Source organism: Rhizobium sp. SG_E_25_P2 (genome assembly GCF_029892285.1).
Classification (GTDB): domain Bacteria; phylum Pseudomonadota; class Alphaproteobacteria; order Rhizobiales; family Rhizobiaceae; genus Rhizobium_E.
In genome coordinates this window covers 66,750-82,175 of the sequence record NZ_JARXVM010000003.1, presented here as the reverse complement: position 1 = coordinate 82,175, position 15,426 = coordinate 66,750, and the positions used below count along the sequence as shown (strand labels likewise).

Sequence of the window (15,426 nt, the reverse complement as noted above, 5' to 3'; positions counted from 1 at the left end):
TGTACACCCGAGTTCGTGGTGGCAGATAGGACGATAGTGCCCCAATTAGAAGGATAGGAACGTGAGCGCGTCAGCGCGGTCGTGGGGCAAACTGCCGCCGCCAGGCGGTGGGCGTAAGCCCAACGGTCTTCTGGAACACGCGATTCAAATGGCTTTGGTCTGCGAAACCGCAGGCGCTGGCAATATCGGCGATGGTCATGGCGGTCGCCAAAAGCGCCTTCACCCGTTCGGTCCGATAATCGAGCAGCCAGCGATGCGGCGTCGATCCCGTTGTGTTGCGAAATGCGCGAATGAAATGGCTGCGGGACAGGCCGCAAGCCTGCGCGGTTTCCTCGAGCGAAATCGATCGGTTGAAATTCGCGCGCATGAAGTCCTTGGCCAATTCCTCCTGACGAGGAGAGAGCAGACCCCGAGCCGGCGCGGCCCGTTCTATCGGAGCGTAGACATGCAGAAGATGTGAGACAATGGCGTTTTGGACCTGCAGCAAGAAGCTTTTGTTTGCTGCCGCCGGATTTTCCAACGCCGGCAGGAGCGACAATGACAGCGACAACAACACCGGATCTGTCACGCCGATCTCGCAGGCGATCTCCCGAACACCAGAGAAGCCAAGACTGATCGAGGACCTGGCGAGCGTGTCGAAAGGGATATGAAAGCTCAGGAAATCGAACCCAGAACGAAAATGCTCGCTCCAACGATCGCTCAAGTCGAAAATGGCGATAGCGCCGTGTACAAATGCTCCGTCGAACACGCACTCGTCGTTTCGCCACAACTGTGCGGTCGCGGTTGCGCCCAACTGAACAGTCACCAGATAGGCGTCCTCGGAGGCGGCAACTGGCATGGCCGCCGCCTCCGATGTTGCAGAGCGCCTACGCTTTGCGGTGATCCCGGCTGTCGCCATCGGCAGCACGATTGAGGAAGCTTGATTTTGTTCGCTCATGGTTGGTCTCGACGCGCGGAGGCTCATTCGGGGGCGCATCGCGCCGCCCGAGCCACACCGCTGCGGAATGTGTTGAGGGTCAGACCAAGATCAGGCTCGCCGGATCTCGCAAGGAGCTCTCGATCAACTTGCGCCGTGGCTCCAGCGCGGCAGGCAGCTTGAGTCCGGTTCCAAGTCGGTCCAGTTCTTCATCGACGCCGAAGCCAGGTCCATCGGTGGCGATCTCGAACAATACGCCGCCGGATGTGCGGAAATAGACGGACTTGAAATAAGTCCGATCCTTCTCTTCCGTCACATCCAAGCCCATTGCGGACAGGCGTTCGGTCAGAGCGCGCAGTTCGGCGAGATCACCGGCGCGAAAGGCGATGTGATCCACAGAACCCGCGCCGGCGCGGGCCGGCAGGAAATCGCCGGCGGCCCTGAGGTCGACCATCGCATCGCTGTTCGAACCAGCGTACCGCTGCACATGGCCGTCAACAGCCGCTTTCCGATAGCCGAACACCGCCTGCAGAATATCGGCCGTGGGTTCGCTGCGATCGATGAGCAGCGTGACATTGTGAATGCCGCGCACAGCATGCTCAGCGGGAACATCAGTGCTGTCAAAGCCCGGCCCCATTTCCAGTCCGTCAATCCCGACCAGCGCGAGCCGCAGACCATCCGGATCCCGAAAGGGCAAGACCGTCTCGCCGAAGCGCTTTTCGAAAGGCGAGAAGCTTACGCCATTCTGTATGAAGCGATGCATCCAGAAGCCGAACGACTGCCGGGGCACGGCGAGTCCCACATCCTGCGCCTCACCGATTCCGAGCCGTCCGGGCGCGGCGTCATGCCAGACGAAGAAGGTCAGGATACTGCCGGGATTACCGGTCTCATCGCCGAAATAGAGATGATAGGCTGACGGCTCCTCGAAATTCACGGTCTTCTTGACGAGGCGACGCCCGAGGACGCGGCCGTAGAAATCAAGAGTTCGATCGAGATTTCCGGAGTTTGCGGTAATATGATGGATACCCTGCGTCATCACCATTCTCCTTGCATATTGGCAAGTTAACTTCGTGTATTTTGGTATGATAGGGCATATTCCCAGAATTTAAACGCCATTCGCTTGCATCATTGCAAAACAAAATTTGCGATGCTACCATCGATAAACGCACCCAGAGGAGAAGCCGGGGGACCATGAGATCGCTGTCTTGGGATGATTTTAAACTGGTCAGGACCATTGAGCGCGCGCAAGGTCTCGCGGGGGCCGCCGCTGAACTTCAGGTCGACCAGTCAACCATATTCCGTCGTCTGGGAGCCCTGGAGGAAAGCCTCGGCGCGGCTCTGTTCGAACGCCGCCGAGGCGGCTACCGCTTGACGCCGAGCGGCGAAGAAATGGCGCAAACCGCCGCCCGCATGGAGGAGGATGCGTTGTCGACCGAGCGTCGCATTCGCGGCAAGGCGATCACGCCGCGCGGAGAGATTCGCATCGCCACCGCCGATAGCCTCCTGGCCTATCTCTTGACACCGATGTTTCGACGGTTTCAGGATCTTTGCCCGGATATCCGTATCGACGTGGTGGTCGGCAACGCCCCGCTCAATCTTTCGAAGCGCGACGCAGATATCGCCATTCGCGCCACACAATCGCCGCCCGACAATCTGGTGGGACGCAAGATTGCGCCGATCAACTGGGCGCTATACGGTCTGTCGGCGGAGTATCCCGAGGCGGACGCTTTCCCCAATGCAATGGCGCTGAAAGACAAACGCTGGGTTGCCATGGGCGACGATATGGCGGCGCTGCGGTCGGTCAGGGCGTTCGTCGATATTTCGCCGGAGAAGATTGTTTTTCGGGCGGATTCCGTGCTTGCGCTCGCCCAGGCCATCGAAGCGGGAATCGGCGTCGGGCACCTTCCCTGCTTTATCGGCGATCGCGGCAAGGAACTCCGCCGTCTGTCGAGCATACGTCCCGATATGGGGGCCGATCTCTGGGTCTTGACCCATGAGGACCTCCGGCATTCGCCACGCATTCGCATTTTCATGGATTTCATCGGCGAGGAATTGGCCAAGCAGCGCCCCGTCATCACAGGCATTACGCCAGGTGTCGATGACAGGACCCTATAGGTTCCTATCGTCGACACCTGGCAAGAGCCCAGAGTCGCAAGTGAACGCCGCCGCCATTCGATCAATGTAGCATTGAGCCGGGCGCGTCGAGCAAATGAGCGCACAGAGCGCCGATGACATACGGCAGCGACGGCGTGGCGTCCGGCGGATCCGTATCGAAACAGGGCAGAATCGACAGGCCCAATCGATAGACGATCGCATCTCCCTCGTTTCTACGCTGTCGCAACAGCCTAGGCGTGGGATGCATTGCGGCCGACCGCGCCTCTTCATACGTACGAAAAGGAATGACGAAGCCGAGCGCATTCAGGCTCGAAGACAGTCTGATGCGCGCTCCTTGCGACAGATCAATGACGCAGATCGAGCCGCGTCGATAACGCCGACCTGGAAGCGCCTCGCCGGTCGCGAGCAAATCGCAATGGTCGACGGCATCGAGATAAAGCATCACGAAATAGGCAGGCTCAGCAGCGAGATGCAGCTCTTGCTGTTCCTTCGGCCGCGCCACAATCCGAATTCTGGCGGCGCGAGCCTCTCCGCGGCCGAACGGCGCCGCAACGAGCGCCGAAAAGTCACCGAACGACAACGTCCTTTTAGGCCCGTCCAACTCATGTGCCATGGCGTTCTCCGCCGCCCCAATAAACATCGCGCAAGAGCGACATAGGCCCGGCGTCCGAAATTGGCAAGGAAGAAGCTGTTTTCGCCTGTGCGCCCAGGCTTGCTTAACGCCATGAGAGCCGCGCCCCAAAAGCGCGGCTCTCATTTTCAGCAGGATGCGTCTGTTGTCAAAGCACGAACATGTCTTTTGTCAAATCGTCGACATCGACATTGTTGACGATGATTTCCGCATCGCCTGGAAGATCGATTTCCACATGGTTGCCGTCCTGGCTCATCATGGCCTTTACCGCCTTGTAAGTGAGTTTGCCATTGCCATAGTCGGAGAGGTCGATGAGATCATGCGCCTTGCCCCGCGCGTCGAAGTCGCGAATGACGTCGGTGCTGTCATCGACGTTGTCGTTGAAGACGAAAGTGTCTTCTCCGTCTCCGCCTGTGAGCTTGTCATTCCCATACCCGCCTCGGAGGCTATCGTCGCCAGCGCCTCCGATGAGAATATCCTTTCCTTTGTTGCCTTCGATCCGGTCGTCGCCCGCTTCGCCATACAGCGTATCATGACCATCATCGCCGTAGACCTTGTCGGCGCCGCCGCCAGCCTTGACGATGTCTGCGCCGCCCTTTGCATTGAACCGCTCGTCGGCGCTACTGCCCTCAAGTCGATCGTTCTTGTTCGTGCCGTTGACGATATCGCCATCTTCGGCCGTTGCGGTGAAGGTTACGGTCAGATCGGCCGTGTCCGTTTCATCGCCATCGGTGACAACATAAGAAACGACCACCTCCGCCGTTTTGTCGCCATCGATGTCAGGCCCGGTATAGGCGACAGACAAGGTTCCATCCGCGTTAACCGTCACGCTTCCCTTGCCCGACTTGACGCTCGCCGACACCAGCGACAGGCTAAGGTCGCTATCTGCGGTGTCGTTTGTGAGCACATCGACCTGAACCGTCGCATGTTCCTTTGCTTTGGCCGCGTCGTCGACCGCAGTGGGCGCATCATGCCCCTCGGCTTCGGTGACGACATCTTCGTCTGCGAATTTCACTCCCGCCGCGGCAAAGGCGGCAATTTGAGCCGCAGTCAGGGTGGCCTGGTCGGACTGAATATCGATCTCGTCCACGCCTGTTTCACCGAGGGAGGCGATGTCCGTTTCGGACAGCGCCTCGATATCGCTGGCGTCGACCACGATCTCGAAGACATCGAGTCCGTAAGCTTCGAAATTGGCGATGATATCCGCCGACAATTCCTGTGCTTCCGAAAGCGACGTCTGCAAAGTGACGGTGTCTTGCTCGGCGAAGATGAGTTCGGCTTCCGTCAGGAATTCGAGTTGATCCAGGCCCAGCGTCACCACGTCATCCGTCGCATCCAGAACCGATGCTCCATAGGCGTTCAGGACAGTCACGTCAGCCGTATCAAGAGCGGAGATCACAGAGCCGGTATCTGCCAGATACGTATTTCCGTTCACCACCACGGCTGCCGCGTCGAGCGCGGAGAAGACGTCCAGCGACAAGGCCGCCATCGCGTCATCCGCTACATCGATCGTCCTGATATCCGCTGTGGCGAGGACGGTGACCATGTCGGCGGTCATCGCGGACAAAGCAGAGCCGACATCCGAGATTTTGCGATCCGAGATGTTCAGCGAAGTGACAAGAACTTCCCTCTCTTCCTCGTCAAGGGAAGCAAAAGCCACCATGTTTTCGAGGCTGTCTGACAACACCACGCTTGCATCCGACAGTGTCAGGCCGCGAGCGGCAATGGCCTGCGCCTGCTCCAAGTCCAGAACCACGGATGTATCGGCATCGGACACGTTCAGTTCATCGACCCCGGTCGCGGCCAACGCATCCAGCCAGGCATCATCGAGATCGGCGAGATCGGACTGCGTGATTTCCACCGTGATCGCGTTGCCGTCGGCGAAGACGATACCCGCAGTCGCCAGCGCCGAAGCGGTCTCAACGTCGATCGTCATGGCGTTGTCGGACACGTCGATCTTGTCCACCCCAATCGTCGTCATCGAGGCAACAGCGAGAGTGGCAAGATTCGCAGCCGTATCCGAGAGAGTGACAACATCCTCAGATGCAAAAGCAATACCCGCCGACGCAAGCGCCGAGGCCGTCGCGACACTGATCGTCATGGCGTTGTCGGACACGTCGATCTTGTCCACCCCGGTCGTCGTCATCGAGGCGACGGCGAGAGTGGCAAGATTCGCAGCCGTATCCGAGAGAGTGACAACATCATTGGAAGTGAAAGCAATGCCCGCCGACGCAAGCGCCATGGCTGTCGCGACACTGATCGTCATGGCGCTGTCGGACACGTCGATCTTGTCCACGCCGATCGTCGTCATCGAGGCGACGGCGAGAGTGGCAAGATTCGCAGCCGTATCCGAGAGAGTGACAACATCATTGGAAGTGAACGAAATGCCCGCCGACGCAAGCGCCGAGGCCGTCGCGACACTGATCGTCATGGCGCTGTCGGACACGTCGATCTTGTCCACGCCGATCGTCGTCATCGAGGCGACGGCGAGAGTGGCAAGATTTGCAGCCGTATCCGAAAGCGTCACATCGTCATCGGAAGCGAAAGCAATGCCGGAAGAGGCAAGCACGGAGGCGGTCGCGGCGCTGATCGTCAGCGCATTGTCGCTGATATCGATCTTGTCGACGCCGACTGCCACGAGGCTCTGCGCGGAGAGGCCAGCGAGATTGGCCGCGCTATCTGCCAGCGTGACCACGTTGGTCGCCTTGATCGACAGTCCATTGGTCGCCATGGCCGCGACTTGCGCCCAGTTGAGCGTCGCCTTGCTTTCGGTGATGTCGATCTCGCTCAGGCCACGTGCCGCCAGCGTGGTGATTGCGTCGGCATCGAGGGCCTCCACATCCGCTTGCGAGACGCTGAGCACGATGTGATCTACACCGGCTGTTGTCAGCGCCGCAATCTCCATGTCGCTTAGGCCGGCATAAACGCCGAGACTGACCGAGACGGAAATGTCGTCGGAAACGGCGAATTGGGCTCCCGCATCTATCAACGCCTGAATCTGGGCAAGAGTGAATAGCCCGGCGACATCCGTCAGGTCGATCACCGCGCCGTCGATCAGGCTGTTGGAGTTCGGCGCAGCATCCGCAAGCGCGGCGACGGCCGATGCGCTGTCGGCGATGGTGATATCCGCGTCCACGGAAACCGCCCCCAATGCGAGCGCTGTGATAACCGCCGTGGACAACGACACCCCATCCGCATCGGTGACCGCTATCGCCGTGACGCCGAGCCCCGTCAGCGTCGCCACCGTTTCAGCAGTCAGCCCGCCGATGGCGTCGGCGGCATCGACGAGGCGAAATGCGGAAATGTTTCCCGCCGTGGCCAGCGACGAACGCATGTCCGGATCAAGCGCCGCATAGGCGAGCAGATTGTCGACGCTGTCAGCCAGCGTGACGACAACGTCGCCCGTCAGGCTTAGGCCGCGATCATAGAGCTTTTGCGCCCAGTCGAGGCCAAGATCGAGTCCGTCTCCAACGCTTTCGGGAACGAGGTCGATAACATCAGCGCCGAGCGCATCGAGAGCGTCCAGGGCGTCATCATCGAGATCGATGAAGAACTCCACGGCCGTCGTGACCGTCACCTCATCATCGGACGCGAAGGCAATCCCAGCCGACGCAAGCGCCGTGGCCGTCGCCGCCGAGATCGTCATGGCGATGTCGCTGACATCGATCTTGTCGACGCCGACAGATGTCATCGTCGTCACAGACAGGGACGCCAGATTGGCGGCCGTGTCGGACAGCGTCACCACATCCGCGCTGGCAAACGAGATGCCGGCCGACGCAAGCGCCGACGCAGTCGTCGCCGAGATCGTCATGGCGTTGTCGCTGACATCGATCTTGTCGACGCCGACGGATGTCATCGTCGCCACAGACAGCGACGCCAGATTGGCGGCCGTGTCGGACAGCGTCACCACATCCGCGTTGGCAAACGAGATGCCGGCCGACGCAAGCGCCGTGGCCATCGTCGCAGAAATGGTCATGGCGTTGTCGCTGACGTCGATTTTGTCGACGCTCACCGACGTCATCATCGAGGCCGAGATCGACGAAAGGTTGGCTGCCGTGTCAGACAGAGTCACCAAATTGGCAGACGCAAACACGATGCCGGCCGTAGCCAGGGCTGAAGCCGTCGCCGCCGAGATCGTCATCGCAATGCCGCTGACATCGATTTTGTCGATGCCCACGGATGTCATGGTCGAGACCGAGATCGACGAAAGGTTGGCCGCCGTGTCAGACAGCGTCACCACATTGGCAGACGAAAACACGATGCTGGCCGTAGCCAGGGCCGAAGCCGTCGCCGCCGAGATCGTCATAGCAGTGTCGCTGACATCGATCTTGTCGACGCCGACAGACGTCATGGTCGAGACCGAGACGGACGCCAGATTGGCGGCTGTGTCAAACAACGTCACCACGTCGCTCGCCGCGATCGCCAGCCCGTTTGTCGCCAGGGCCGACACCTGCGTCGCGTCGAGCGTGGCGGCGTTCTCGGTGATATCGAGTTCAGTCAGCCCACGATCGGTCAGCGTGGCGATGGCTCCAGCGTCGAGCGCCTCCACATCGGCCTGCGAGACGCTCACCGAGACGGTGTCGACGCCGCCCGCCGTCAATGCGGCGATTTCCGCGTCGGACAGGCTCGAATAGACGGCGAGGGTCACGGAGACCGTCACAGTGTCGGCCGAGGCGAAGCTCGCGCCCGCTTCGATCAGAGCCTGCGCCTGTGCAAGACTGAACACACTGGACGCGTCTGTCAGGTCGATGACGGCGCCGTCGAGCAGCGTATTCTCGCTTAGATCCTCTTCCGCCAGAGCCGCCACATTCGTGGCGCTGTCGGAGATGGTGATGTCCGCATCCACCAGCATCCCCTCGGAACTCAGCGAGGATACGAGCGATGCCGACAGGGTGACGTCGTCCTGATCGGAGACGGCGATCGACGTCACGCCCAATCCCCCCAGGGCGGCAATGGTCGTTGCAGTCAGGCCGGCGATGTTTGCGGCGGTGTCGGACACGCTGATGGCCGTGACATTCCCCGCTGCGGCGAGGGCCGAGCGCGTGTCGGTATCAAGCGCCGCATAGCTGGCGAGGCTGTCGATATCGTCGACCAGCGTCACCACAACCGAACCCGCAAGGGTCAGGCCCCGGTCATAAAGCGACTGGATTTCGGTCAGGCTGACCTTCAGGCCATCGCCCACAGATTCCGGAATGAGCGCGAGGATGTCGGCGCCGATCGTCTCGAGCGCATCGAGATCGTCATCGTCGAAATCCACATAGGTTTCCGTGCCAACCTCGACCGTGATCTCGTCTTCATCGGCGAAGGCAATGCCGGCTGACGCCAGCGCCGAGGCTGTCGCGGCCGAAATCGTCATGTTGGTGTCGCTGACGTCGATCTGGTCGACGCCGACCGACGTCATCGTCGCAACCGACAAGGACGCCAGATTGGCCGCCGTGTCGAACAGGGTCACCTCATCTGCGCTCGCGATAGAGATGCCGGCCGTCGCCAGGGCGGAGATCTGCGACGCATCGAGCGTCGCCTTGTTCTCGGCGATGTCGATCTGGGTGAGGCCGCGGGCGCCGAGCGTGGCGATCCCTGTGCTGTCGAGCGCCTCGACATCGGCGCGGGCGTAGGCGAAAGAAATCTCGTCGACGCCGTGTGCCGTGAGTTCGTCGAGATCGGAGTCGGAGAGTTGCGCATAATCGGCGACGCTGACGGAGACGATGATGTCGTCGGCGGATGCGAAACTCGCGCCGGCGTCGATGAGCGCCTGAACCTGAGCGAGAGAGAAGGTCCCGGTATCGTCAGTAAGATCGATCACTGCGCCGTTGAGGGCGACCGAAGCGGAATCCATGGCCTCAATGTTGGCGGCAGTGTCGGCAATGGTCACACTGTCCACGCCGATGAGTCCAAAGGCCGAAAGATCATCCGCCGTGACGGCTTCCGCCTCATCAGCCGTCAAAAGAAGCGTAACGGAGGATGCAGTGGTGAAGTTCAAGCTGTTGTCCACCAGGGCCTCGGCGAGCGTCAGCGAAATCGAAACTGCGCTCTCGGCCGAAAGGGAAGACACGCCCGCAGTCGCGAGATCGGCGATTTGCGTGGCGGAAAGCGCGGCGATCGTATCGGCTTCGTCGGATACGCCGATATCGTTTTTCAGGACGTAGAAATACAGGCCGGCCGCAATCACTGCTTGCGCGAAGGCGACCGTGAGGGTTGCGGAATCTTGGGATACGCCGATTCCGCTGACGCCATAGGCCACAAGGTCAGCAAGTTCATCGGCGTCAAGCGCCTCGATTGTGGCTTCGCTGTCGACGATCAGCAGCGTGGCGTTGGAGAAAGTAACGCCGTTTTCGACAAGACCCTCCCATTGCGCCACGGTGAGAGCCACCGCGCCATCATCGGTGATCTCGATGGTCTCGACGCCATAGGGATTTTCACCCGCGATGAGGTCGAGGACGTCGTAGATATTCGCATGCGTGGCCGTCAGCGACACGCTGTCGTTGTCGGCAAAGCTGACGCCGGCCTCATACATGGCCGAGAGCTGTTCGGCGCTGGCTTCCACGACGTTGTTCGTCGCGTCGATCACATCGACATTGATCGCCCCCAAGGCCGCGATCTCGTCTACTTCCACCGACTCGAACCAGGAGCCATTGGCGGAAATGGTCACTGTGTCATCGTCTTCGAACACCATCTTGTCGACGGCGAATTCGATGGCGCGGTTGGTGGTCAGCGTGACCGAACCGTCGGTGACGTCGATCGTCTGGATGCCGAGTTCCGAAAGCGAACGGATGGTGCTGATCGAGAGCGTGGCGAGTTGCGCGCCGGTGTCGGCGAGCACGAAAGTGTCGACGCCAACCGTCTCGGCATTGGCGAAGTCCGAGGTGGTCATCGCCAAGAAATTGGTGGCGGTGTCTGCCAGTCGGGCCTCAAAATCATCAGACAGCACGATGGAGCCACTGTAAATCGCGGTAATCTGCGCCTGGCTGAAATCCGCGACGTCATCGGTGGAGGAGATGATGCTGACCCCGATCTCCGCGTAGACGAGCAGCGCGTCGGCGCTAACATCGGCGAGATTGGCGGCGCTATCTTCAAGAGTGATGACGATGCCATCGTCGTAGCGCAGGTCGATCTCGAGTTCGATCATCAAGTCGATCTGCTCGACGGTCAGGCTTGCGTCTTCCGTGGGTTCGATCGCATCGAGGCCCATTTCGCTCAGCGTCGCGATCCCGGAGGCCGAAAGGCCTTCGATCTCAGTCGCCGTGTCGACAAGGGCGAACTCGTCGCTGTCGTCGACGGAGATCTTCGTTAAATACAGCGCCTGTATCTGCTCGAGCGTGAAATCGATGGCGTCATCGGTGGCGTCGATGATCGTGACACCGAGTTCCGCGGCGTCCTCGATATCGGATACCGCAAGCGTGGCGATATTGGCGTTGGTGTCGACGATGAGGATCGTGGCGCCCTCGTCGAGCGTGACCGTCAAGCCCGCTTCAACGAGCGCGAGGTCCTGCGCCACCGTGAGGCTCAGGTCGCCGCCGGTCACAGTGATCGCATCGAAACCGGCGGCCTTGATCGCCGCGAGCTCGGACGCGGAAAGCGCGGCGATATTGTCGGCCGTGTCCTCAAGCGTCAGCACGTCTTCCGACGAGAAGGTCAGGCCGGCGGAGGCGAAGGCGACGGCCTGCGACGCGGTCAGCGTCACCGCGCTTTCGGCCACGTCGATGATGTCGATCTTGCTCGTCCCATAGCCGGCGATGTCGTCAGCGGTCATTTCTTCAACCGACAGCGCCGAGGCGCGGACGGTGACGGTATCCGTGTCTTCGAAGACAATACCGAGCGCGACGATATAGTCGGCGGTGGCGGCTTTCAGCGTCACCGCGCCGTCGCTGACGTCGATGGAGGTCACGCCGACTTTATCGAGCTTGTTGAGATCGGCGATGGTCATCGCCTTGATGTTGTCGCCGGTGTCGGACACCTGGAAAACATCGATGTTCATATCCGACAGAGTGGACAGGTAGTCGCTGATGTCGACGATCTGGTCAACCGTCGCCGTGACCGTCAGGGTCCCATCGCCCTCGGCGAAAACCAGGCCGTTTTCGAGCATCGTCAAGATCGTGGCCCCGGTGACGGTATAGCTGGCGTCAGAGGGGTTTACACCATCGATATTGGCGGCGGCATAGGCTTCGAGATAGTCCTCCGCGTCGGATCTGCTCAACAGTAGGTCGTCCATGGCGACATAGACCGTATCGGCGTCCGAGAAGGTGACGGCCTTCTTGGCAAGGATATCGACCGCTTCGCGGTCCAGCGTCGCCGATGCCTTGTCTGTGACATCGATGTAGCTGACGCCCATATTGACGAACAGTTGGGCGGCCGTGCTGCTCATCTCGCCGATATTGGCGGCCGTGTCCGCCACTTGATAGGCGTCTATGTTCAACGCCGTCGCCAAGGCGGCAGCCTGGGCGACACTATAATCGCTCAGAGAGGCGACCGTTGCGTAGACGGTGACGGTTTGGTCTGCGTCGAACACGAATTGCTGTTCACCCAACGTCAGGATGTAGTCGTCGATTTCAGCAACGAAATCGAGACTGATCAGCAATGTATCCCCTTCCGAGTTGCTGAATGTTACGGGTAGGCCCAGATTCGTGACGGTCATGATTTGGCTGGACGCAACGAAGTTCAGCATATTGATGGCGCTGTCTTCGATGATGTAACCTGCAGCGACGTTTTCGCCAATATAGGACAAGGTCAGGCTGCTGGCCTCGGAGTAGATGTCAGCGGCCGTGCCCGTGGCGATCAGCGACAGGCTCGCGCTGTCGGCGACCGACGAATAGGCTTGCAAAATGAAATCGTAGAGATTGGCGACGCTGTCGGTCAGTTCATAGATGTCGATACCGAGCGTATCATAAGCAGCGATATCCGATGAGATTGTGTCTATCGTCGATTCCAGCGTCACCACAGCGTCATCAGCGAAGCTGACGCCGGCTTCGAGCAGGCGGGCGGCGAGGTCTGTGTCGATGGTGACGGCGCCGTTATTGTCGCTGACCATTAGCGTTGCGCCGAGTGTGGCGAGCGCCGCAATGGCGTCATCGCCGATCTCCTCGATTTCGGCCGCTGTTCCATTGGCGCGGAAGCTCATGGAACTGTCGACGCTGGACGCGTCAAGGGCCGTGAGCGCCTCGATCGTGTCATCGACGAGATAGGAGTCGACGCCGATATCGCTGTAATCGCTCGAACCCGAGATGATCGCGGCGATCTGCTCATAGGTTCCCGTCAGGGTCACCAGGTCTTCGTCGACAAAGGCGATGCCGTTGTCGCGCAGAGCGTCGCCGATCTCGACCGAAATCTCAACCTCGGCGGCGCTGTCTTCGTCAGAGCGCGCGTCGATGACGGTGACGCCGAGTTCCGCAAGATCGGCGATGTCGTCGGTGGTCAGAGCTTCGATATTGGCGACGGTGTCTAGTATAGAAATTGCCGGCTCTGTGGACGAGTAGGTCGTCTTATAATTTGCGTAACTGTTGTCCTTGTCGATCCAAATGATCGCAAAACCACCCTCGTCGTCCGCAATGACTGACACGGCAAATTGGTCGCCAGAGGTCGTGTCCGTATTAACTTGCGTTTCCGCCCCAATTGGATTTCCGACGCTGTCGAACACTTGAAAATAGACGCCGTACCGGCTGCCGTCTTGGAGCCAAGACGCCCATACAACGACAAAGGTACCGTTTGAGAGAGCTGTAACGCTTTCATACACCTGATCTGAATCAGTATATTTATTGACGATAGCATCGTCGAGGACGTCGCCCCCGTCGCTCGATGTAATGGAAATATAAATATCTGAATTAACGCCTGTTAGGGAAACGACACTCCCATCGACCAATGTTGCCGAACTGTTTGTGTATGGTGACGGCGCGGAATTGTTTTCTAGAAAGATCGTCTCTTCAAGCGAATATTCACCATAGCCGGACAATTCAACGGCGACATCGCCGTCATCCAGCGCCTCGGCCTGCGCGACCGTGAGGTCGAGATCCCCCGAGGTTTCCACCGAGGAGAGACCAGCGCCGACCAACATCTCGATCTGGTCCGCCGTCAACGTCTCGATATTGGCGGCGGTGTCGGTGAGCGCGATCTCGTCGATGCCGAGCGCCGTCAGCGAGGCAAGTTGCGTCGACGTCAGGGCGGTCAGGTCGGCGACGCCGCCGGTGAGCGTGACCACGTCGGCGGCGGTCAGCGACATGTCCTCATCGATCAGCTTGAGCGCCTGCTCCACGGTCAGCGTCAGCGTTTCACCGGTGGATTCGAGCGTGGTGACGCCGAGCGCGACCAGCGCGGTGATGTCGTCGGTGGTCAGCGCAGCGAGCGTGTCGGCGCTGTCGAGAAGGGTGATCTGGTCGGAATGCGTGGTGCTGGTCATGCCGCCCACGGCGATGTTGTTGTCGATCAGCGCCTCGGCCTGCTCGACAGTCAGCGAGACGACGTCATCGCTGGCGTCGAGCGTGGTGACGCCGAGCGCCGCGAGCGTGGCGATCTCGGCGACGGTGAAATCGTCGAGCGCGACGCCTTCGCCTGTTACGGTGATGCGGACGGAGTTCAGGATGGAATTGGTGATGGTGAGGCCGTCGATCGCCAGCAGCGACGACATGATCTCGGAGGAGAAGCTCAGGTCGAGATCATCCGAGACGACGATGCCGGTCACGCCGGCGGTCACGAGATCGGCAATATCGCTGACGGTCAGCGCGTTGATCGCCGAGGCTTCGCCGGTCAGGATGAGGTCGTCGCCCTCGGCGATGGTGATGCCGGCGGCGGCCAGCGCCTTGATCTGGGCAAGGCTGAGGGAGACGGCGTTTTCAGACGCGTCGAGCGTGGCGACGCCGAGATCGCCGAAGGCGGCAATTTCGGCCTCGCTCAGCGCCGCGATATTGGCGGCGGTGTCGGCGATGGTGATGGTGTAATCGTCCGCCATCTCGACGCTTGCTGCATCAAAGGCCTGAAGCTGGGCGATGGTGACGGAGCCGGCGCCATTGGTGAGTTCGATCGTCGTCACGCCCATATCGTCGAGCAGCGCGATCTGGTCCACGGTCAACGCGGCGACATTGCCGCCGCTGTCGACAAGGGTGACGGCGTAAGCGGAATAGGCGTTCTTGATAGCGTCGAGTTCGGCGGACGACAGGCTCGTCAGCGCCTGGACTTGCGCGGTTGTCAGCGAAAGCCCGGTCTCTTTGCCGATGATGGTGACGGCGACCGTCGAGGTGACCGTATCGCCTGAGACGTTGGTGATGGTGGCGTCGACCGTCACGACCACGGACGCGCCGTCGTCAAGGGCCGCGCCGGTATAGATGACATTGAGCGCGCCATCGGCGGTGACGAAGACCAGCGCATTGGATTCAGCCGACGTGGAGCTCACCGTGGCGGAAGCGACCGTCAGCGTTTCGCCGCTCGCATCGCTGGCGAGGTCGGCAGCGTCGACCACGACAGGCGCATTGTCCGCGCCGGTTTCGGCGGCGTCAGACAGAGCCGAAATCGTGGTATATTCTCTCGGCTCCGTCTGCGAGGAGTCCAGCGCGAGCACATTGTGCTGTTCGCCGGACGTGTCGGTGTAGACAATGACAAGGCCACCGGTGGACGAATAATACACGTTGTCTATAGACGCCGCATTCTCAACAATAAGATATTCCAATTCATCAAGGCTTGCAACTCCATCAAATTCTAACACTCTTATATATAGAGTATTAGAACGTATATAGGAGAGATAAATAGCTTTTTCTGATGACGAATCTTCTGAAGAAGGCGT

General features: G+C 60.1%; 5 protein-coding genes. 1 reads left to right on the top strand and 4 read right to left on the bottom strand.

Annotated elements, in window-relative coordinates; all coding sequences use genetic code 11:
• Positions 1-70: 70 nt before the first annotated feature.
• Together M2360_RS06320 and M2360_RS06315 are read right to left on the bottom strand one after the other, a co-directional pair.
• On the bottom strand, positions 71-937 hold the full coding sequence (locus tag M2360_RS06320; protein WP_280773723.1) for an AraC family transcriptional regulator: 867 nt from the start codon (positions 935-937) through the stop codon (positions 71-73).
• 79 nt (positions 938-1,016) lie between these two features.
• Complete coding sequence (locus M2360_RS06315) at positions 1,017-1,952, bottom strand: ring-cleaving dioxygenase (protein ID WP_348529532.1); 936 nt, start codon at positions 1,950-1,952, stop codon at positions 1,017-1,019.
• Between the two features lie 155 nt (positions 1,953-2,107).
• Here M2360_RS06315 and M2360_RS06310 point away from each other — a divergent pair, with 155 nt between their 5' ends.
• On the top strand, positions 2,108-3,031 hold the full coding sequence (locus M2360_RS06310) for a LysR family transcriptional regulator (protein ID WP_280773719.1): 924 nt from the start codon (positions 2,108-2,110) through the stop codon (positions 3,029-3,031).
• Positions 3,032-3,092: 61 nt separating this feature from the next.
• Here M2360_RS06310 and M2360_RS06305 read toward each other — a convergent pair whose 3' ends face one another.
• Positions 3,093-3,644 (bottom strand): hypothetical protein, encoded by a 552-nt coding sequence (locus M2360_RS06305; protein WP_280773717.1) that lies wholly within the window; start codon positions 3,642-3,644, stop codon positions 3,093-3,095.
• Positions 3,645-3,810: 166 nt separating this feature from the next.
• The gene (locus tag M2360_RS06300) at positions 3,811-15,270 is read right to left on the bottom strand and encodes a calcium-binding protein (protein ID WP_280773715.1); all 11,460 of its coding nucleotides are present in this window, start codon (positions 15,268-15,270) and stop codon (positions 3,811-3,813) included.
• Positions 15,271-15,426 lie beyond the last annotated feature (156 nt).